Here is a 21,524-nt window from a genome sequence, read left to right on the forward strand (position 1 = left end):
CCCCGCGTGGGGCGGCGCCCCTGTCCGGGTGGATCGGCCGCTATGCCCGCTTGAACGGCGTCAGGTCGTTCAGGAACGCCTGTTCCTGCCCCACGGCCGCGCGCTCACGCTCCAGAAACTCGGCCACGGCCGCGTGGAACCCCGGATCGGGCAGGAAATGCGCCGACCAGGTCGTGACCGGAACATAGCCGCGCGCGAGCTTGTGTTCGCCCTGCGCCCCAGCCTCGACCCGTTGCAGCCCGCGCGCGATGGCGGCGTCGATCGCCTGATAATAGCATAGCTCGAAATGGAGGAACGGCACCTCCTCCACCGCACCCCAATAGCGACCGTAGAGCGCATCGCCGCCGATCAGGTTGAGCGCCCCCGCGATCGGCCGGCCGTCGCGTTCGGCAAGGATCAGCAGCACCGCGTCGCCCATCCGTTCCGACAGCAGCGAGAAGAAGCGGCGGGTGAGGTACGGGCGGCCCCATTTGCGGTTGCCGGTATCCTGGTAAAATGCCCAGAACGCATCCCAATGCGCTTCGGTCAGGTCGCGTCCGGAGAGGTGCCGGACGGTCAGCCCGTCGAGCGCGGCGGCGCGTTCCTTGCGGATCGCCTTGCGCTTGCGGCTGGCCAGGTCGTTCAGGAAATCGTCGAAGCAGCCATAGCCGCGATTGGCCCAGTGAAACTGCGTGCCGGCGCGCAACAGCCAGCCCGCCGCCTGAAACGCCGGCAATTGCGCGTCGTCGATGAAGGTCGCGTGTGCCGACGACAGCCCGTTCTGCCGCACCACCGCCTCGACCGCGCCGATCAGTGCACTGGGATCGGCACCGTCGCGCAGCAACAGCCGCGGACCCGGCACGGGGGTGAAGGGCACCGCGATCTGCAGCTTGGGATAATAATCGCCGCCGGCCCGCTCCCACGCGTCGGCCCAGGCGTGGTCGAACACATATTCGCCCTGGCTGTGCCCCTTGGCATAGGCCGGGGCGATCGCCTGCGGCACGCCATCGGCATCGTCGACGATGATCGGCAGCGGTTGCCACCCCGATCCCGGCGCGACGCTGCCCGATTCCTCCAGCGCCGACAGGAACGCGTGGGACAGGAACGGATTGCCCTTGCCCGCGCAGGCATCCCACTGGTCGGCGGGCACGGCGCGGACGCCCTCGGCGATGCGGGCGGTGATGGCTGTCACGCAGGGCAAGATAGGGGGTGGTCGGCGGCGGCGAAAGGGTGCGCTACCCCTTCGTCCCCTGCGCCCCGTCGCGGAACATCAGCTCGCGCCGCGGCACCGGAATCTCGATCCCATTCTCCTTGAACAGGTCCCACAACCGGTTGAGCACGTCCGACCGGACATTGCCGACGCCCTGTTCGGGGTCGCTGATCCACGCCAGAATCTCATGCTCCACGGCATATTCGCCGTAGGAGATCAGCCAGACATTGGGCGCCGGGCTGCGCAGCACCCGTGCGCTTTCGGTCGCGGACTGCAACATCAGCTGCTGCGCCAGCCGCAGGTCGGTTTCATACCCCACCCCGACCGGAATGCGCACCCGGACGTTGCGGTCGGAAAAGGACCAGTTCTCCACCTCCTGCGTCATCAGGATTTCGTTGGGGATCAAATGCTCCTTGCCATCACGGGTGATGACCGACACCGCGCGCACCCCGATCTTGTTCACCCAGCCGAAACTGTCGCCGACAACGATCACGTCGCCCGGCTTGATCGACCGGTCCATCAACAGGATGATGCCCGCGATCAGGTTGCCGACCGTCTTCTGCAACCCGAACCCGACCGCAAGGCCCAGCCCGCCCGAGAAAATCGCAAAGGTCGTCAGGTCGATGCCGAGCAGGTCGATCCCGAAGAAGAAGGCGGCGATGACCACCGCGATCGACGCCAGCTTTTGCGCCAGCAGTTTCTGCGCGGGGTCGAGGCTCTTCGCCTGATCCACCGCATGGCCGACCAGCTTGTTGGCGACGCGCACCACGGCATAGAGGACGACCGCGGTCAGCAGCGCGCTGACCAGCGCCAGCAGCGACAGGCGGCGGCGGCCCACCGAAAAGCCGATCGCGTCGAGGGTGGTGGTGATCGGCTCCAGCCCGCCGACCGATCCGGCCAGCACCGCGACGAACAGGATCGACGATACCGCCCACGCCAGCCAGCGCGCCAGGTTGACGCCGCGCAGCAGCTGCATCGCGAGGCGGCCGACCGCCGCGCCCAGCGCCAGGCCAACGACGATATCGGCCAGCGCCCCCCAGTCATGCCCCTGCGCGACCAGCGCCAGCGCGATGACCGCCACGAAATGCCGCACGATGTCGCACATGCGCGTGGCAAGGCCGACGGCATGGTCGCCCACCCGATCGCGCCACAGCGTCGTCAGATGCGGCCCGGCCCAGCGCCCGGCCAGCCAGCCGAGCAGCAGCGACAACAGCACCAGCCCTGCCACGATACCGGCCTCGGCCAGTTCCCGCCCGTCGGCGACCGGCAATCCCTGTGCGGCCAGCCCGGCGGCAAGGCCGTTCACGGTGTCGCCCGGAACCGTGCCAGCCCGGCGGCGAGATCGGCGATCAGGTCGTCGGGGTTCTCCAGCCCGATCTGCAACCGGATCATCGGCCCCTCGGCCTCCGCGCGCGTCACGCTGCGATAGCGATGCGGGTCGATCGGCAGGGCAAGGCTTTCGAACCCGCCCCAGCTATATCCGATGCCGAACAGCTTGAGGCCGTCGATCAACGCGACCCGGCCGGCATCGCTGCCGCCGTTCAGGACAAGGGCGAACAGCCCGGCACTGCCACGGAAATCGCGGGTGAAGATGTCATGCCCCGGACAGCCCGGCAGCGCGGGATGCAGCACGCGCGCGACCTCGGGCTGGTCGGACAGCCACCGGGCGATCTTGATCGACGAGTCGCCATGCTGTTTCAGCCGCACCGCCATGGTGCGCAGCCCGCGCGCGCCGAGCGCCGCATCGTCCGGCCCGACATGCTGCCCCAGCTGATAGGTCGCATCGCGCAACGCCGGCCAGTGCGACGCGACGGCGGTGGCCGATCCCAGCATCGCGTCGGAATGGCCGACGACATATTTGGTGCAGGCCATGATCGTCACGTCGACGCCGTGTGCCAGCGCCGGGAACAGCAGCGGCGTGGCCCAGGTATTGTCGAGGATAGTGGTGACGCCCCGCGCCCGCGCGATCGCCGTCATTGCCGGCACGTCCTGCACCTCGAAGGTGAGACTCCCGGGGCTTTCGAGGAACAGCACCTTCGTCGCCGGGGTCATCAGCTCGGCGATCCCCGCGCCGACCATCGGGTCGTACAGCGTGGTGGTGACGCCGATCGTCTTCAGGATACCCTGCGCAAAGGCACGGGTCGGGTCATAGGCGCTGTCGGGCAGCAGCAGGTGATCGCCAGGCTTCAGATACGCGAGCAGCGCGGTGGTGATCGCCGCGACGCCCGATGGATAGAGCAAGGTGCCCTCGGCCCCCGGCTCCAGCTCGGTCAGCGCCTCGGCCAGTGACCATTGGGTCGGGGTGCCGCGCCGCCCGTAATAGAGCCGGTGATGGGTATTCGCCCCCGCCGCCGCGCGAAGATCGGCAACGTCGTCGTACAGGATCGTCGATGCGCGCCAGACGGGGACATTGACCACGCCCCCGGTCCATTCGTCGCGGCGGCCGCCGGTGACGACCTGTGTCTCGGGCGCGTGGGACGCGTCGCGGGCACTCATGCGACCACCTTCGGCGTCTGCGGGTCGGCGGCCCACTCGGTCCAGCTGCCGTCATACAGCGCCGCATCGCGCCCCAGCAGGTGGAGCACAAAGGCCGGGATCGCAGCAGTGATGCCCGACCCGCAGGTCGTCGTCACCGGCCGGTCGAGATCGATCCCCGCCCCGGCGAACAGCGCGGCCAGTTCCCGTGGCGACCGCCACGTCCCGTCGTCGTGGAAGAAACGGGCATAATGCAGGTTGGTGCTGCCCGGGATATGGCCGGAGGGCAGGCCGCGCGGATCGGCCTCGCTCCCGTCGAACCGCGCGGGCGAGCGTGCATCGACCAGCTGCGTCGTATCCTTGTCGAGCGACGCCAGCACCATCGCCTTGGTCCGTACCGGGGCCAGATCGGGATCGGCGGCAAAACGGGTCGGCGTCGGCTGATCCATGCCGGTTTCGAGGGCGCGCCCCTCGGCCCGCCATTTGGCCAGCCCGCCATCGAGGATCGCGACCGGCAGCGCGCGGGCGAAGCGCCGCAGCAGCCACCAGCCCCGCGCCGCCGTATGGTGCGGCGAATTGTCGTACAGCACGACCTGCACATCGTCGTTCAGCCCCAGCGCCCCCAGCCCCGCCGCCAGCTTCTCTGCCGCGGGCAGCGAGGTCGCCTGGCCCGTCGACAGCGCGCGCAGATCGAGGAAGCGCGCGCCCGGAATATGCGCGGCGGCAAATTCGGCGGCTTCGTCGCGGGGAGGATCGGGCTGCACGGCCACGAAGGTCGCGTCGAGGACGACGAGGCCGGGGGTACCGAGCCGATCGGCGAGCCATGCGGTGGAGACGAGCGGTTGCATCGGCCAAGGCTTAGGCGCGCGGCGCGATGGGTCAAGCGCCAGAGCGAAAGACGCCGGTGTATCGTACCCCCGCCTGCGCGGGGATGCGGCTACCCCTCGTACTTCGGCAGCTTGTCGAGCGCCTTCAGAAACCCCTTGGCCTGCCCGCGCAGTTCGCGTTGCGTCTCCTCCGCCATCTTGTCCCACGTCCGGTACGGCATCGCCATGCGTGGATTGCGGCCGAGCTTTTCCTGGTTGCGGGCGATGAAGTCCCAATAGAGCGCGTTGAACGGGCACGCGTCCTGCCCGGTGCGCTGCTTCACATCGTAGCGGCAGGTTCCGCAATAATCCGACATCCGGTCGATATAGGCGCCCGACGATGCATAGGGCTTCGAACCCAGCAGCCCGCCATCGCCGAACTGGCTCATCCCCAGCGTATTGGGCAGCTCGACCCATTCATAGGCATCGGCATAGACCTCCAGATACCAGCGATGGACCTGTTGCGGGTCAGCCCCGATCAGCAATGCGAAATTGCCGGTAATCATCAACCGCTGGATATGATGGGCATAGGCCTTGTCCAGCGTCTGCCCGATCGCCTGGGACAGGCAATGCATGTCGGTCTCGCCGGTCCAGTAGAACGCCGGCAGGTCGCGCTTCGCGCCGAGGAAGTTGCGCGTCACATAGTCCGGCCCTTCGCGCCAATAGATGCCGCGCACGAATTCGCGCCAACCGATGATCTGGCGGATGAAGCCTTCCGCCGCATTGATCGGCACCTTGCCCGCCGCAAACTCCTTCTCGACGGCCTTGCACAGATCGAGCGGGTCGAGCAGCCCGGCATTGATGTAGGGCGAGAGCACCGCATGCCACAGATAGGGTTCGCCGGTCAGCATCGCGTCCTGATTGTCGCCAAAACCGGGCAAGGCGTGGGTCAGAAACGCACGTTGCTGGCGCAGCGCACCTTCACGCGTCACCGCAAAGTCGAACCCGTCGAGCGTGCCGGCATGGTCGCCGAACCGATCCGCGACCAGCGCCAGCACCTCCTGCGTCACGTCGTCGGGCTTGAACGACAGCGGGCGCGGGATCAGCAGGTCACGCTTCGCCGGCTTGCGATTGTCATGGTCGAAATTCCATTTGCCGCCGACCGGCTTGGCGCCGTCCATCAGCAACCCGGTTTCGCGCCGCATCTCGCGATAGAAGAATTCCATGCGCAGTTCGCGCCGCCCCTCGGCCCAGTCGCGAAACCGGTCGTGGGAACACAGGAACCGCGTGTCGGGCCGGATCGACACGGGAATGCCGAAGATCGTCTCCCACGCCTCCAGCATCGCCTGCACCCGCCATTCGCCGGCTTCGGTGACGACGATTCGCGTCGGGTCGTGCCGTTCGATCGCGCGGGCGATCTCTCCGGTAAAGCTGCCGGCATTGTCGGGATCGTCCAGCCGGACATAATCGACACGCCACCCCTTTTCGGCCAGCGCGGCGGCATGGTGGCGCATCGCCGCGAACAGGAACGCGATCTTTTTCGGGTGATGGCGGACATAGGTCGCCTCCTCGACCACCTCCATCATCAGGATCGTGGTCTGGTCGGGATCGGCGTCGGCCAGCGACGACAGGGCAAACGACAGTTGATCGCCCAATATCGGGATCAGCACCCGTTCCATTCGTGCGCCGTCCCTTCTACATGGGGGCCATGGACCCGAAATTCCTTGGCCAGGCCAGCCCGCTTCCAACCACTCCGGAAGCCGCCGAGCTCGATTATGTTCCCAACCCGCGCGGCACGCCGTATCTGGTGCGCTTCACCTCGCCCGAATTCACCTCACTCTGCCCGGTCACCGGCCAGCCCGATTTCGCGCATCTGGTGATCGATTACGTGCCCGCCGCGACCATCGTCGAATCGAAATCGCTGAAGCTGTTCCTCGGCAGCTTCCGCAACCATGCCGCATTCCACGAGGATTGCACCGTCGGCATCGCCGAACGGCTGGTCGCGGAAATGCAGCCGGTGTGGCTGCGCATCGGCGGTTATTGGTATCCGCGCGGCGGCATTCCGATCGACGTGTTCTGGCAATCGGGGGAACCTCCCCGGTCGATATGGATTCCCGATCAGAACGTTCCGGGATATCGCGGACGCGGGTGATCGCCGCGACGGCAGCACGCTTCGCCACGTTATTGTGTCGCAGCGCACAATTCTTGCAACCATTTACCGTGTCGGAATGTTTCTATTTGCGGACACCGCCGATATCGCGCGGATATTGCATCGCAAAGAGGAACGTTGATGAGCCAGAGGGTCGCCCTGGATTCGCTCGATCGCATCGCGCTGATCGGTAATTTCCTGCCGCGCAAATGCGGGCTCGCGACCTTCACCACCGACACGTTCAATGCGTTGCGCGATCGGTATCCCGACATGGCGGTCGACGTCTATGCGATGGACGACCGCCCCGGTGCCTATGCCTATCCGCCCGAAGTGACCCATGCGATCGCGCAGAACGACCGCATCGCCTATCTCGACGCGGCGCGCCGGATCGAGGCGAGCGGCGCACAGGCGGTATGGGTGCAGCATGAATATGGCATCTATGGCGGGCCGGCGGGCGAACATATCGTGGCGCTGCTCGACCGGGTGAACGTGCCGGTCGCCATCACGCTGCACACCATCCTTGAACATCCCAATGCCGACGAACGCCGCGTGCTGGAGGCATTGCTGCGCCGTGCGTCGAAGATCATCGTGATGGCCGACAAGGGGCGCGAAATCCTGATGCGCGTCCACGGTACCGATGCGCGCAAGATCGTGACGATCCCGCACGGCGTCCACGACCGCCCGTTCGTACAGCCCGATGCGATGAAGGCACGGTTCGGCTGGGCCGGCCGCCCCGTCGTGCTGACCTTCGGCCTGCTCGCCCCGAACAAGGGGATCGAGACGATGATCGAGGCGATGCCGACCGTCGTCGCGTCGCATCCCGACGCGCTGTACGTCGTATTGGGCGCGACCCATCCGCATCTCGTCGCGCATGAGGGCGAGGCGTATCGCGACCGGCTGAAGGCACAGGCCGCACAGCTTGGCGTCGCCGATAACGTCTGCTTCCTCGACGGTTTCGTCGAACAGGACGAACTGCTCGACTATCTTCAGGCCGCCGACCTATATGTCACCCCGTACAGCAATCCGGCGCAGATCACCTCGGGCACGCTGTCCTACGCAGTGGGTGTCGGCAAGGTGGTTGTTTCCACCCCTTATGTCCACGCGACCGAAATCCTGGCGGACGACCATGGCGTGATCGTCGATTTCGGCGATGCGGCGGCGTTCGCGCGTGAAATCGTCGACCTGCTGGGCAACGATGCCCGTCGCGAGTCGCTGGCTGGCCGCGCCTATGCCCGCGGCCGGACGATGCTGTTCCCCTGCCTGGCGCAGGCGGCGATGATCGAGATCGGTCAGGCCGTCGCCGCCCGGCCCCGCCGCGTGCGGCCCAGCACCGACCTGACCGCGCTGCAGCCCGATTTCGCCGCCGTCGAACGGATGAGCGACGCGACCGGCATGTTGCAGCACTCGATCTATTCGGTGCCCGACCGCCGCCATGGCTATTGCATCGACGACAATGCCCGTGCGCTGATCCTGATGTCGCAGATCGAGGATATCGATCCGATCGTCCGCGACAAATGGACCACGATCTATGCTTCGTTCCTGCAATATGCGTGGAACCCGGATCGGCGTCGCTTCCGCAACTTCATGAATTTCGACCGGACCTGGTGCGAGGATGAAGGGTCGGAGGACTCGAACGGCCGCACGTTGTGGGCACTGGCGATCACCGCGCGCGATGCGCAGTCGCGCAAGCATCGCGACTGGGCGATGTCGCTCTATGAGCAGACCGCGTCGATCGCGCTCGACCTTGGCAGCCCGCGTGCGCGTGCCTTTGCCATGCTGGGCGCGGTGGCGATGCTCGACATCAACCCCGGCCATGCGCTGTCGACCGAGATTGCGACGCGGTTCGGTGCCGAACTGGTCACGTTGCTCGATGCCGCCCGCCGCCCGGAATGGCGCTGGTTCGAAATCGTGCTGGCCTATGACAATGCCCGCCTGCCCGAAGCGATGATTCGCGCCGGCCACGCCCTGAAGCGGGATGATTTCCTGAAGGTCGGGCTGGATACGCTCGATTGGATCGTCGCGCAGCAGACGTCGCCCGACGGCCGGTTCCGCGCGGTCGGTACCGAGAGTTTCAGCCGTCCTTATGCCGATCCACTGCCGTTCGACCAGCAGCCGCTGGAGGCGCAGGCAACGGTCGAGGCCTGTGTGGCGGCGTGGGACGCGACCCGCGACCAGCGCTGGGTCGACGAGGCGGTCAAGGCGTACAACTGGTATCTCGGTGCCAACGACCTCGACCTGCCGCTGGCGACCGTGGGTGACGGCGGTTGTTTCGACGGACTGATGCCCACCGGATTGAACCGCAATCAGGGCGCTGAGTCGATTCTCGCGCTGCAATTGGCATCGTGTGCTATTTCCGCCCTTTCAAAGGGTCGCGCTTCCGTGGCAGACCCGCGCCGCGCCGTGGCCTGATCCGGCCGCGGCTTCGGCCGGGATTATTGGACGCGCGAATGCTGGATATCTACAACCACCCCTTGCGGCTCTACGCCGACCCTTCGCGTGTGGTGGTGCGCCCCTTTCATATCGCATGGCAGCGCAACGGTTCGGCCCCCAGCCGTACCGAGCGGCTGGTCGGCGAAGTGCTGTCCATGTCGCCCGCCGAAACGCGAGCGCAACTGGACATCGTGCTCAAGGATTTCGAGGCGCGCCACTGGCAGACGCGCCGCGTGTTCATGACGCGCTATGACGAGATCGAGGCGGTGCTGGGCCTCGACGGCAGCACGATCAGCGACGAAAAGCGCCAGCTGATCGGCGCCTATTTTTGCCACGAATACAGCTATGCTGCCGCCGCGCTGATGAACCCCAGCGCCGTGCCGCATTTCGACCAGTCGGGCATGCCCGAGGGGTCGCTGCGCATCCTGATGTCGCTGCGTGCGGTCGGCGAAGGCCACATCTCGTCGGTCGCCTTCCGCGAAGGCATCATCACCGACGATAACGAACTGGTACTGGCCCCCGAACCGCCCTTCGCCACCGCCGCCGATGCGATCGGCGACGAAGAGGAAGCGCCCGAGGGCGAGGTGACGGTCTTCCGCCACCGCGACTCCACCTTGTCCGGCACGGTGATCTTTCCGATCACCGAGGCCCAGTCGAAGGGGCTGGAGGACATGCGCCTCGTCCACTTCACCCATGACGACGGCACCGCCGAATGGCTGGGCACCTATACCGCCTATAACGGGTCGATGATCCAGTCGGAGCTGCTGCGCACCCGCGACTTCCGCGCGTTCGACCTGGTGCCGATGACCGGCAGCGCGGCGCGGAACAAGGGCATGGGCCTGTTCCCGCGCAAGGTGAACGGCCAGTACATGATGATCGGGCGGCAGGACGGCGAAAACCTGTTCCTCATCAAGTCCGACACGTTGACGCATTGGGACGAGGGAGAGCTGCTGCTCAAGCCCGTTTTCCCGTGGGAGCTGGTGCAGATCGGCAATTGCGGCCCGCCGATCGAAATCGACCAAGGCTGGCTGCTGCTGACCCACGGCGTCGGTGCGATGCGCAAGTACGCGATCGGCGCGGTGCTGCTGGACAAGGACGATCCGTCGAAGGTCATCGGCCGCACCCGCGAACCGATCCTGGCGGCGGCGAACGAAGATCGCGAGGGCTATGTTCCGAACGTCGTCTATTCGTGCGGCGCGCTGCGCCATGGCGACCGGATCTTCATCCCCTACGGCGTGGCCGACAGCTCGGTCGCGTTCGCGTTCGTGACGATCGACGAACTGATCGCCGCGATGTGACGACTGGCGGGAAAGGCGGACAAGTGCCTTTCCCGTCCTCCCCCGCGCCGTCTGAAATGACGTCTGTGGAAAGCGGAACCCCCGCCCCTACAGCCGGTGCAGCGCCTGCGTCGCGCTGCCCAGCACCGCTGCCCGCGCGCGCAGGCTCGCCACCAGGAATTCGGTCTGTGCGTGCAGGAACCGGCGCGGGGTGGTGCCGAGCACGGCATGGGCATCGCGCAGGAAATGCGACGCGCTGACATAGCCGGGGTCGATCCGCGAATAATCCAGATCACCCTTCGATTCGATCAGCGGCACTAGGGAGCGGAGGAAGCGCGCTCGGATCAGCAACGTCTTGGGCACGAAGCCGAAATGCCGCCGGCACAACCGCCGCAGCCGTTCGGGCGACATGCCCCATGCCGCCGCCGTTTCGGCCACTGCATTGGGCAGGTCGTCGTTCACCATCCGCGCGATGGTGCGGATCTGCACCTCATCCGCGACCTTCGGCCCGATTTCCGCCAGCAGGAACCGGTCCAGCGCCGGCTTCACGCCATGTTCGTCGGCCACCGACGACAGCAGCGCCACCAGCCGTTCGGCAAAGCCCGGCCGCGCCGCTGCATCCAGCGGCTCGATCCGGTCGGCATAGCGATCCGCCCCGCCGTCGAAGAAGCGGGACCAGCCGAGTGCGCTGATGCCGAACCCGATCATCACCCCGCCGTTGGTGACGGTATGGATCGCATGGCTGGTCGGCCCGAACAGGCTGGCCAGCGGCAATGGATCGCTGCGGAATCGGCCGATCGATACCGCGATCGGCCCGGCGTCCAGCGTGACGCGGACGTTGGCGGTACCGGGCAGGAACCAGTTTTCCAGCCCCGCCGCCGCCGGCCCGCTGGCGGCATAGAGGTGATAGCCGGTGACGTAATCGGCCAGCGCCGGGTCGGGCTGATCATAGCGGATCGCCATGCCCGGCCGCATCGCGAACAGCGACGGGGGGATACCGGGCGTCTCCGTCCCGCCTGAAACATTGTCGATCGCCATGGGGTTATCCGCGAAACAGTCCGCCCAGGACGCCGCGCAACAGCCCCCCGACCAGCCCGCCGCTCTTGGCGCGACCGCCGCGGGTGGTGCCGAACACCTGCTTGCCGATTTCGTTGACGACGATGCGACCGACCGCCGACCCCGCCGAACGCGTCGCCGATTGGGTGGCGCGGTTCCACGGGTTGTTGGCCGCCTCGCGATCGGCAGCACGCGCCGCCTTCTCCGCCTCACGCGCCTCGCGGTCGGCGACGCGCTGCTCGGCAATCCGCTGGCGCTCCGCTTCCTTGGCGAGCCGGGCGTCTTCCTTGGCCTTCAGCGCCGCTTCCTTGTCGGCGGCAGCCTGTGCCTTGCTGGCGGCGGCAGCGGCGGCGGCTTCGTTCGCCTTGGCACCCAGCAGTTCAGCCGCCGATTCGCGGTCGATTGCCGTGTCGTAGCGATCCCCGACCGCGTCGGTCTGCATCAGCACGCCGCGTTCGGCCGGGGTGACCGGCCCGACGCGCGAGCGGGGCGGACGGATCAGCGCGCGCTCGACCGGGCTGGGCGACCCATCGGCCTGCAATACCGATACCAACGCCTCGCCGGTCTTCAGCTCGGTGATCGCCTGCGCGACGTCCAGCTTGGGGTTCGGGCGGAAGGTTTCCGCCGCCGCCTTGATCGCGCGGGCTTCCTTGGGCGTAAAGGCGCGCAGGGCGTGCTGCACCCGGTTGCCCAGCTGCCCGGCGATCGCATCGGGAATGTCGATCGGGTTCTGCGTTACGAAATAGATGCCGACGCCCTTCGACCGGATCAGCCGGACGACCTGCTCCACCTTGTCGACCAGCGCGTCGGGCGCATCGTCGAACAGCAGGTGCGCTTCGTCGAAGAAGAATACGAGCTTCGGCTTGTCGGGGTCGCCCACCTCGGGCAGCGTTTCGAACAGTTCGGACAGCAGCCACAGCAGGAAGGTGGCATAGAGCCGGGGCGACGCCATCAGCTTGTCGGCGGCCAGCACCGACACCACGCCGCGCCCATCCTCGGCCACGCGCATGAAGTCGGCGAGGTCGAGCGCCGGTTCGCCGAAGAAGCGGTCGCCGCCCTGGCCCCGCAGCTGCAACAGCGCGCGCTGGATCGCGCCGACCGATTGCTTGCTAACATTGCCGTAACGGGTGGTCAGGTCGTCGGCCCGTTCGGCACAATGCGCCAGCATCGCCTGAAGATCGTCGAGGTCGAGGAGGAGCAGCCCTTCCTCGTCGGCGACGTGAAAGGCGATGGTCAGCACCCCGTCCTGCACGTCGTTCAGGTTCAGCATCCGGCCGAGCAACACCGGCCCCATTTCGGAAACCGTGGCGCGGATCGGATGGCCCGCCTCGCCGAACAGGTCCCAGAAGACGACCGGCGTGTCACGATACTGCCAGTCGCTATCCCCGATCGCGGCGGCACGTTCGGCAAAGGCGGCATGCGGCTTTGCCGTCGCGCTCCCGGCCATGGCGATGCCCGACAGGTCGCCCTTCACATCGGCCACGAACACCGGCACCCCGGCGGCGGAGAAATTCTCGGCCAGCCCCTGCAACGTCACCGTCTTGCCGGTGCCGGTCGCGCCGGCGATCAACCCGTGGCGGTTGGCGCGTTTCAGGACCAGCGCCTGACGGATGCCGTCTGCGGTCGCGCCCAGAAAGAGTTCGATGTCGGTCATGGCCTGCCCTTCAACTTCCGACGATATCTACCGCGTTTCGGGCCTCGGTCCATCATCCGCAACGGACAAAGAAAAAGGGCGGTGGGATGTCCCACCGCCCTCTGTCCGACCGTTACTTCGCAGCGTCGATGCCGATCGGTACGAACCGCGCGAACGGCTCTCCGGGCAGCTGTACATACATCAGCACCTGCTTGGCCCCGCCGGCACGTGCCTGCTGGATCACGCGGGTCAGTTCGGCCTCGTTCGTCACCGTCTGGCGATTGACGCTCTGGATCACGATGCCGCGACGCAGCCCCTTGGTCGCAGCATCGCTGTTGGGATCAACGTCCGCCACCACGACGCCGCGGATGGTCGAATCGAGCCGCAGCTGCCGGGCGATGGCGGGGGTCAGCGGCTGGACGACCAAGCCGGCGGTGGCCGCCAGGTTGGTGCTGGCGCGTGGCGTCGTCGGCGCGCTGTCGGGGTCGAACTGCTGGCTTTGCGCCGCCAGTTGGTCGTTCGAAGGACGCGTGCCAAGCGTCACCGGAATCTGCTGCCGCTTGCCATCGCGCAGCACGTCCAGCGTGACACGGCTGCCCGGCGCTTCGTTGCCGACCAGATAGGTCAGCGACTGCTGCGGCGTGATCTCCTTGCCGTTCACCGCGATGATGACGTCGCCCGGCCGGATGCCCGCGCGCGCCGCCGGTTCGCCCGGCGAGACGCCGTTGACCAGCGCACCGCGATCCTTCGTGATGTTCAGCGCAGCGGCGATATCGGCACTGATCTCCTGCTGCGTCAGGCCCAGATAGCCGCGCGAGACCGACTGCCCCTTCATCAGCTTGTCGACAATCGGCTTAGCCTGTTCCGCCGGAATGGCGAAACCGATGCCGATGCTGCCGCCGGTCGGCGACAGGATCTGCGAATTGATGCCGATCACATTGCCCTGCATGTCGAACATCGGGCCGCCCGAATTGCCCCGGTTGATCGCGGCATCGGTCTGGATGAAGCGGTCATACGGGCCCTGGCCGACGCGGTTCAGCGCGGAGATGATGCCGGCGGTCACCGTGCCCGACTGACCCAGCGGGTTGCCGATGGTCAGCACCCAGTCGCCGACGCGTGCCTGACGCGAATCGCCGAAGCGGACGAAGGGGAAGGTCGCGCCTTCGATCTTCAGGACCGCAAGGTCGGACAGCTCGTCGCGCCCGACCAGCTTCGCCTTATATTCCTTCTGGTCGGCCAGCGTCACCGTGATCGATTCGACCGTGGCGCCTTCGGCCCCGGCCGACACGACATGGTTGTTGGTGACGATATAACCGTCGCTGGAGATCAGGAACCCCGACCCGAGCGACTGCGCCTCCTGCGTCCGGGGCGTCGCCCCGCCCCCGCCGCCGCGACCGCCGAAGAACTGTTCGAACGGCGTGCCCGAGAACGGGTTCGCCTGCTGCTGCACGGTGATGCGCTGCGTGGTCGAAATGTTGACGACCGCCGGCGACAGGCGCGTCACCATGTCGGCAAAGCTCATCGGCGCGCCAGCGCGCGGAGCCGACACGGCGTTGATCGCGCCCGGTTCGTTCTGCGCGGTCTGTGCGTCCGACGGGTTAAGGGTCAGGGTGGCGGCAGCACCGCCCAGCAAGAGTGCGGATGTAATGGCGTAGGCGTAACGCACGATTGGATGGTCCTCTCAGATATGGCTCGCGACCCCTTCGGGTGCCAACCTGTCGTTGCCTTGCTGAACGCGGATTGAATGGACGGGACCGCCTTAGCGTTCCCGACCACCGAATTCGCGGAGATAGCCGTTGTCCGGCGACAGGATGATCGACGTCGATCCGCTCTGCCCCGGCGCGCCGGCAAAGGTCGTGCGATACGATCGCATCGCCCGCCAGAAGGCATAGAAATCGGCGTCCTTGCCAAAGCTGGCGGCATAGATGCGCGCGGCTTCCGCCTCGGCATTGGCCCGCACGACCTGTGCGTCGCGCTGCCCTTGGGCACGGATCGTCGCGGCTTCCTGTTCGCGGGCCGACCGCATCCGGGTCAGCGCCGATTGCAGCGGGCTGCCATCGGGCAGGTCGGCATGCTTGATCCGCACGTCGACGATCTCCGCGCCATATTGGCGGGCGGTGCGCTGCAATGCGTTCTGGATATTGTCCATTACCGCGCCGCGTTCGGGACTGAGCAGCGAGGCGAAGGTCCGCCGGCCGAGCTCGGCACGCAGCGCCGACGACAGCAACGGTTCGAGCTGGTTGGCGACGCGCTCCTCGGTGCTCGCGGTCGAACCGGTCGAGATCACCGCCTGCAAGGGATCGACGATGCGGAACCGGGCAAAGGCGTCGACCTCCAGCCGCAGCTGGTCGGTCGACAGCACCGGCTGGTTGTTCAGCTCGATGTCCAGCACCCGCTTGTCGATCCACACCACCCGGTCGAAGAACGGGATCTTCGCGACCAGCCCGGCCCCGGTGCGCCCGAACGGCTGGTCCGCGCGATAGGGGTTGAGGATGCCGACCGGCTGCTGGAAGCGCAGGATCACCGCCTGCCGCGTTTCCGGCACGATCACGATCGTGCTGAAAAACAGGATGACGAGGACGAGCAGGGCGATGCCGACGCCCATCGGATTACGCAGCGCGCGGTTCATCGGGCTGCTCCCGTCGCCTGCGTGGGCTGGGCTTGGGTGGACTGGGCCTGCGGGGTCGGGGCGGATGCCTCCGGCTCCGGCGTCACCTGCTGCTGGCGACGGACCTCGGGCAGCGGCAGATAGGCCTGGACGCCGGGCTGGACGATCGTCTTGTCGGCGCGGCTCAACACCTGCTCCATGGTTTCGTAATAAAGCCGCCGGCGGGTCACGTCGGGCGCCATGCGATATTGTTCGTACAGCTTGTCGAATTCGGTCGTGTCGCCCTGCGCTCGTGCGATCACCTGCTGCGCATAGCCGCGCGAGGTGTTCAGGTTCGACTGCGCCTCCTGCTGCGCCGCCGTCACCGCCTTGAACGCGTCGTCGACCTCCGACGGGGCCGCCGCCTTCTGGATACTTACGCCCAGCACGCGCACGCCCGACTGATATTCGTCCAGCAGCGTCTGCATCCGGGTCTGCACATCGGCCTCGATCTCACCGCGGCCCGAACCGATCGCCTGCGTCAGGTTCTTGCTCGCCACTGCCGCGCGCATCGCGCTTTCGGCGACCGCGCGCACCGTTTCCTGGGGGTTCTTGATCTCGAACACGTAATCTTCGGGCGACTTGATGTTCCAGCGCACCGAATAGGCGAGGTCGACGATATTCTGGTCGCCGGTCAGCATCAGGTTCGCCTGATTACCGCCCGCCGGAAAGCTCTCCGTCCGGGTGTTCTGCACATCCTCCACCTGCACCCGCATGATCGGGGCGGGCAGCGTGAACTGGATGCCGGGATTGAGCGTGCCGGTATATTTGCCGAACATCGTCACGACGCCGCGTTCCTGCGGCCCGATCGAATGGAAGCTGGTGAAGGCGATCCACACCAGGATCAGCGCCGCGACCGCCGCCAGCCACAGCCGGCCGGCATTGGCCGGCAGCGAGGGGCCACCGCCCGGCCCGCCGGTGCGCGCACGTTTCAGGAAATCGTCGAGCGAGGTGGAGCCGCCGACCTTGCCGCGCTTGCCGGCGGGCGGCATCGACCACGGGTTGCGCGGGCCATCGTCGCCGCCACCGCCACCCGATCCATTACCGGAATCGCCACCGCCGCCCCAAGGGCCCTTGTCGCTCATTCCGCAGCACCTTGCGCGCGTGCGCGCCGCCCCATGATCCATCGCATCCTTCCTTTATAGGGGGCCTCCCTGCGTTTTACAGTGGTAACGCGCCGTTCGGACGCTACATCGCAGCCTATGGCTTCCGCATCGACCCCCGCCGCCGCGCTCGACGCGTTGCTTGGCCCCATCGCGGCCGGACGCGCCACGGTGCGCGTGACCGGCGATACGGCCAGCATCATCCTCGACGTGACCGGCCTGCCCCCGGCGGCGCGCGACGCATTGGAGGCCGATGTGAAGGCCACCGCCATGACCGCCCCCGGCATCGCCAGCGTGCGGGTCGCGCAGACCAGCGAACGGGTGCAGCAGCGCATCATCGCGGTCGCCAGCGGCAAGGGGGGCGTCGGCAAATCGACCCTTTCCGCCAACCTCGCCATCGCGCTGGCCCGTGCCGGGCGGAAGGTCGGGATGATCGATGCCGACATCTATGGCCCGTCGCAACCGCGCCTGTTGGGCGTCGAGGGGATCAAGGCCGAGGCGCACGACAAGAAGCTGGTGCCGGTCGCCACCCCGCACGGCGTGCCGCTGCTGTCGATGGGGCAGCTGGTGCCGGGGGGGCAGGCGATCGCGTGGCGCGGGCCGATGGCGGCGGGTGCGCTGACCCAGCTGGTCGATGCGCATTGGCAGATGGCCGACACGCTGGTTGTCGACATGCCGCCGGGCACCGGCGACGTGCAGCTGACCATGATCCAGAAGCACAAGCCCGCCGGCGCGGTGATCGTGTCCACGCCGCAGGATCTGGCGCTGATCGACGCGACGCGCGCGATCGACCTGTTTGTGAAGGCAGGCGTGCCGATCATCGGCCTCGTCGAGAATATGGCCGGCTATTGCTGCCCACATTGCGGGGGCATGTCCGACCCGTTCGGCGCGGGCGGCGCGGAAGCGAAGTCGCAGGCGCTGGGCATCCCGTTCCTCGGCCGCATTCCGCTGACGATCGACATCCGCACCGCATCGGATGCCGGCACGCCACCCGCCGCCGGGAACGGCGCGGAGGCCGAGCCGTTCCAGACCATAGCCGCACAGGTCGGCGACTGGTTGCTAAGGAACTGACATGCTCGACGATGATGGTATCCGCACCCTTTTGACCGAGGCGCGGACCATCGCGCTAGTCGGCGCGTCCGACCGCCCCGATCGGGCGTCGTATGGCGTGATGGCCTATCTCCAGCAGCGCGGCTACCGCGTGATCCCGGTCAATCCGCAGATCACCGGCGAGCATCTGCACGGCGAGTTCGTGTTCCGCGACCTCGACCAGATTGGGGAGCCAATCGATATCGTTGATATCTTCCGCAACTCAGCCGCCGCCGGCGATGTCGTAGACGCGGCGATCGCGGCGGGGGCGAAGGCGGTGTGGATGCAGCTGGGCGTGGTGAACGAAGCCGCCGCTGCCCGCGCGGAAGCGGCGGGGTTGCAGGTCGTGATGGATCGCTGTCCGAAGATCGAGATTCCTCGGTTGGGCGTGCCGGCGGTCGGGTAGCTTCCCCCACGTCCCCTGTTGGGTTCGAAACAAACGGGATGGTTGCCTCAGCCGCCCCTCAAACCCGCCCGCCCAGCACCCGCGCGAACAACGCCAGCATCCACCCCGTCGCGGTCACGAACAGCGCCGGATCATAGCGCGGTCCCTCATCGCGCAGAAACGCGTGCTGGGCATTCACCTCATGCCATTCATAGCGCGTGCCCGCTGCCTCCAGCGCCGTGCGGATCGCCTCTCGCCCGGCATAGGGCACATGCGGGTCCTGCCGCCCCCACACGAACAGCATCTCCGCGCCGATCTCGCCGATTCGCGACAGGCTGTCGTCGCAGCGCCCCTCGCCCAGCGTGCCCGAATGGATATCGGTCGGGTAAAAGCACGCCGCCGCCGACACCCGGGGATCCAGCGCGGCGCGATAGGCGAGGTGCCCGCCCAGGCACACGCCCGCCACCCCGATCCGCCCCGAACAGGCCGGATGCGCCGCCAGTAAATCGATCACATGCGCCGCATCGGCATCGAACCCGGCAACGGGCTTCAGGAATTTCAGGTCGTTGCCGCGATCGGTGCCCGGCTTGTCATAGGCCAGCACCGTGCCAGGCGCTTCATAGTCGTGATACACCTCCGGCACCGCCACGACATAGCCATGGCCGGCGATGAACGCCGCCAGCCGCCGGATCGGCGCGGTCACCTGATAGATTTCGGAATAGAGCACGACGCCCGGAAACCGCCCCTCGCCCGCCGGGCGAAAGACATGGGTGCGCATCACGCCGCCGGTCGCGCAGGGCAGGTCGGCGAATTCGTCGCTGAGCAGGATCATGGCCGTGCCGTGCCCCCGGCGGGATCGACTGGCAAGGGGGGAACGGGATCGGTCGGGGCCGGCGCGATCAGTTCGAGCTTCTGCGGCACGGTGCCCATCTCGATCCCCTCCGCCCGGAACCGGGTCAGCAGCTCGAGCAGGATGTTGCTGCGCGCGCGATAGGCGGCACGCGGCGATTCGACATGCGCGAAACAGTTGAACGCGATGCGATCGTTGACGATCGCGTCGATGAACGCATTGGGTGCCGGATCGGCCAGCACCGCCGTCTCGCGCGCGAAGGCATCCAGCACCAGCTGCTGCACCGCCGCGGCATCGACGGTGATCGGGACCGAGAACTGGATCTGGATGCGGCCCAGCGGGCTGGACAGCGTCTTGTTCAGCACCGTTTTGGTGATGAGTTCGGAATTGGGCACGATCAGCGTCGAATGATCGGCCAGCGTGATCTCGGTCGATCGCACGCTGATCCGCTTCACATCGCCCTCATCGGTGCCGACCCGGATCAGGTCGCCGATCTTGATCGGGCGTTCGGCCAGCAGGATCAGGCCGGAGACGAAATTCTGCGTGATCGCCTGCAGGCCGAAACCGATGCCGACCGACAGCGCGGAGAGCAGCAGCGCGATGCGTTCGACGCCGATGCCGAGCGAGGCGAGCGCCCAGATCACCGCCAGCGCGATCCCGACGTAACGCGCGACCAGGCTGACCGAATTGCGCCCGCTGCCATCCAGGTCGGTGGCCGGCAGATAGCGCCCCTCCAGCCAGCGCATGAACCCGCGCACCAGCGTCAGCCCGATGACCAGCACGACGACGCTACGCAGGATCGCGCCGGGCGAGATGGTGACGCCGCCGACCTGTACCCCGCGCGCCAGGTCGCCCATCCGGCTGAGCGCGTCGGACACGCCGCTGCTGCCGAACGGCAACAGCCACAATGCGAAGGCAATGACTGCGATCAGCACGCGCAGCACGCCCGACAGCAGCACTCCGAACTGGTCGACCGTCCCGCCGCGCAGGCCCAGCCCACGGGTCAGCGCCACCCCCAGCCGGCTGTCGCGTTCGAACACCGATGTCGCGACATCGTCGGTCGCGGCCAGCACCAGATAGACCGCCGCGCCCAGCACCAGCGTCCACGCCGCCATCTGCCCGACGAACAGGCTGAACCCGACATAGCCCGCCGCCAGCGCCAGCAGCGCGATGCCCGCGATGCCCCATGCGACCAGCGCCATCGCCGCCAGCCCGGTATTGGCCGGGGCTTCGGTCGTGCCATCCGCCACCGCGCCTGCCTCCGCCCGCATCCGGCCGAGCGTGAACAGCGCACCGGCGATCAGCAGGATGTGGAGCAGCGCCAGCAGCGCATGGGTCGCCATGCGCAGCGCGGCGCTGGTCCCGATCGCACTGTCGGCCGCATCCAGCGCGATGGCGCAACCCGCCAGCCCGGCCAGCAGGAACGAATAGGGCCGGAACCGCGTGGCCGCCGCATCGCTGACCGGGGCGATCCGCCAGCTTGGGCTGCGCCGCATCAGCGTCGCGCCCAACACCGCACTGGAAAAGGCGGCGAACCCGATCGCGCCCAGCCAGATATCGAGCATCGGGTCCCAGCGCTCGGCCACCAGCCCGGCCCAGCGCGCACCGGTCAGCAGCGCACTCGCCGCCAGCACCGGGGCGAGCGTGCCGACCAGCACCCGGCCCAGCGCATTGGCCGAGCGCCGCACCCGCCGCCCCGGCGCCCCTTCGATCAGCAATTGCTGGCCGACCCGTGCCGCCGCCAGCCGGGCGGGTCCCAGCAACAGGATCGCGATGGCGAACCCCAGCAGCGCGGGCCAGCCCTGCGCCAATGCCGCGCCGCGCACCGCATCGACCTCCGCTGCGGCGAATCGTTCGATCCGGTGCAGGTCGCGCGGCATCGCGCGTAGGATCGCGCTCCAGAAGGCAGGCGTCAGCGGCGATGCCCCCCGCCCGAACAGCTTCTGGTTCAGCTCGGCCGCCTGGCTCCCCTGAATCTCGTCGACCAGCTGCTGTGCCTCGACCGACAGCAATTTCGCCCGCTTCGTTGCCGAATCGATCGTGGTCCGCTGCTTGGCGAGCGCGGTGCGTTCGGCACCGATCGCCGGGTCCTCGCCCGACGCCGCCGGTCCCAACTGCGCCAGCCGCGCGTCGATCCGCGCCATGTCGCCGCCCAGCTGCTGCGCGGTGTCGAGCGTCGTTGCCCGTACCGCCTGCGCCCGGCTGCGCAGATTGCCCCGGTCGCTGGGTTCCAGCCGGGTGTCGAGCGCGCCGTCGACCCGCCCCAGTTCGTCGGCGGCACGATCGAGCAACGTCGCATAGTCGGGGGTAACGCTGGTCTGGGCCATCGCGGGGACGGCCGCCATGACCAGCAGCAGCGACAACAGGCAGCGGAGCAGCGATCCGATCATGCTCCCTCGCCTATCGCGATCGGCGATGACGGACAATCGCCGCCA

At 67.5% G+C, this 21,524-nt stretch carries 17 protein-coding genes; 5 read left to right on the forward strand and 12 right to left on the reverse strand.

What is annotated here, in order from left to right:
- Positions 1-40: 40 nt before the first annotated feature.
- The 5 genes from ASE67_RS04100 to ASE67_RS04120 all read right to left on the reverse strand — a co-directional run bounded on the left by ASE67_RS04100 (position 41) and on the right by ASE67_RS04120 (position 6,149).
- Positions 41-1,171 carry a GNAT family N-acetyltransferase gene (locus ASE67_RS04100; protein WP_055757117.1) on the reverse strand — a complete coding sequence of 377 codons (1,131 nt, stop codon included), beginning with the start codon at positions 1,169-1,171 and terminating at the stop codon, positions 41-43.
- A 43-nt stretch (positions 1,172-1,214) separates the two neighbouring features.
- Entirely contained in the window at positions 1,215-2,495 is a 1,281-nt protein-coding gene (locus ASE67_RS04105; RefSeq protein ID WP_327196657.1) for a mechanosensitive ion channel family protein, read from the reverse strand.
- Positions 2,492-3,685 (reverse strand): cystathionine beta-lyase, encoded by a 1,194-nt coding sequence (metC, locus tag ASE67_RS04110; RefSeq protein ID WP_055757118.1) that lies wholly within the window; start codon positions 3,683-3,685, stop codon positions 2,492-2,494. Before metC ends, ASE67_RS04105 begins: the two co-directional genes overlap by 4 nt.
- Positions 3,682-4,512 (reverse strand): sulfurtransferase, encoded by an 831-nt coding sequence (locus ASE67_RS04115; RefSeq protein WP_055757121.1) that lies wholly within the window; start codon positions 4,510-4,512, stop codon positions 3,682-3,684. The genes metC and ASE67_RS04115 overlap by 4 nt, the downstream gene beginning before the upstream one ends.
- Before the next feature lie 89 nt (positions 4,513-4,601).
- A complete protein-coding gene (locus ASE67_RS04120) occupies positions 4,602-6,149 on the reverse strand; it encodes a cryptochrome/photolyase family protein (protein WP_055757122.1) in 1,548 nt (515 codons plus the stop codon).
- A 29-nt stretch (positions 6,150-6,178) separates the two neighbouring features.
- On the opposite strand from ASE67_RS04120, the gene queF reads away from it, so the two are divergent.
- From queF to ASE67_RS04135, 3 genes are all read left to right on the forward strand, one after another.
- Complete coding sequence (gene queF / locus ASE67_RS04125) at positions 6,179-6,622, forward strand: preQ(1) synthase (protein ID WP_055757124.1); 444 nt, start codon at positions 6,179-6,181, stop codon at positions 6,620-6,622.
- A 138-nt stretch (positions 6,623-6,760) separates the two neighbouring features.
- A complete protein-coding gene (locus ASE67_RS04130; RefSeq protein WP_055757126.1) occupies positions 6,761-9,028 on the forward strand; it encodes a glycosyltransferase family 4 protein in 2,268 nt (755 codons plus the stop codon).
- 38 nt (positions 9,029-9,066) lie between these two features.
- A complete protein-coding gene (locus ASE67_RS04135) occupies positions 9,067-10,347 on the forward strand; it encodes a glycoside hydrolase family 130 protein (protein ID WP_055757128.1) in 1,281 nt (426 codons plus the stop codon).
- An 87-nt stretch (positions 10,348-10,434) separates the two neighbouring features.
- On the opposite strand, the gene ASE67_RS04140 is transcribed toward ASE67_RS04135, so the two are convergent.
- From ASE67_RS04140 to hflK, 5 genes are all read right to left on the reverse strand, one after another.
- Positions 10,435-11,364, reverse strand: coding sequence for an AraC family transcriptional regulator (locus ASE67_RS04140; protein ID WP_055757131.1), 930 nt, complete (start codon positions 11,362-11,364; stop codon positions 10,435-10,437).
- 4 nt (positions 11,365-11,368) lie between these two features.
- Positions 11,369-13,036: a helicase HerA-like domain-containing protein gene (locus tag ASE67_RS04145; protein ID WP_055757133.1), complete on the reverse strand. Its 1,668-nt coding sequence runs from the start codon at positions 13,034-13,036 to the stop codon at positions 11,369-11,371.
- Between the two features lie 112 nt (positions 13,037-13,148).
- The gene (locus ASE67_RS04150) at positions 13,149-14,681 is read right to left on the reverse strand and encodes a Do family serine endopeptidase (RefSeq protein ID WP_055757134.1); all 1,533 of its coding nucleotides are present in this window, start codon (positions 14,679-14,681) and stop codon (positions 13,149-13,151) included.
- Between the two features lie 93 nt (positions 14,682-14,774).
- Entirely contained in the window at positions 14,775-15,644 is an 870-nt protein-coding gene (hflC, locus tag ASE67_RS04155) for a protease modulator HflC (protein ID WP_055757136.1), read from the reverse strand.
- Positions 15,641-16,747, reverse strand: coding sequence for a protease modulator HflK (gene hflK, locus ASE67_RS04160; protein ID WP_055757138.1), 1,107 nt, complete (start codon positions 16,745-16,747; stop codon positions 15,641-15,643). Before hflK ends, hflC begins: the two co-directional genes overlap by 4 nt.
- A 117-nt stretch (positions 16,748-16,864) precedes the next feature.
- Here hflK and ASE67_RS04165 point away from each other — a divergent pair, with 117 nt between their 5' ends.
- Positions 16,865-17,836, forward strand: coding sequence for an Mrp/NBP35 family ATP-binding protein (locus ASE67_RS04165; RefSeq protein ID WP_082456948.1), 972 nt, complete (start codon positions 16,865-16,867; stop codon positions 17,834-17,836).
- Between the two features lies 1 nt (position 17,837).
- A complete protein-coding gene (locus ASE67_RS04170) occupies positions 17,838-18,260 on the forward strand; it encodes a CoA-binding protein (RefSeq protein WP_055757140.1) in 423 nt (140 codons plus the stop codon).
- A gap of 58 nt (positions 18,261-18,318) precedes the next feature.
- On the opposite strand, the gene ASE67_RS04175 is transcribed toward ASE67_RS04170, so the two are convergent.
- Together ASE67_RS04175 and ASE67_RS04180 are read right to left on the reverse strand one after the other, a co-directional pair.
- Positions 18,319-19,071, reverse strand: a complete 753-nt coding sequence (locus ASE67_RS04175; protein WP_055757143.1) for a dienelactone hydrolase family protein — start codon at positions 19,069-19,071, stop codon at positions 18,319-18,321.
- Positions 19,068-21,479: a DUF3772 domain-containing protein gene (locus ASE67_RS04180; RefSeq protein WP_055757144.1), complete on the reverse strand. Its 2,412-nt coding sequence runs from the start codon at positions 21,477-21,479 to the stop codon at positions 19,068-19,070. The genes ASE67_RS04175 and ASE67_RS04180 overlap by 4 nt, the downstream gene beginning before the upstream one ends.
- Positions 21,480-21,524 lie beyond the last annotated feature (45 nt).

Source organism: Sphingomonas sp. Leaf23, from assembly GCF_001421585.1.
In the GTDB taxonomy this organism is placed as follows: domain Bacteria; phylum Pseudomonadota; class Alphaproteobacteria; order Sphingomonadales; family Sphingomonadaceae; genus Sphingomonas.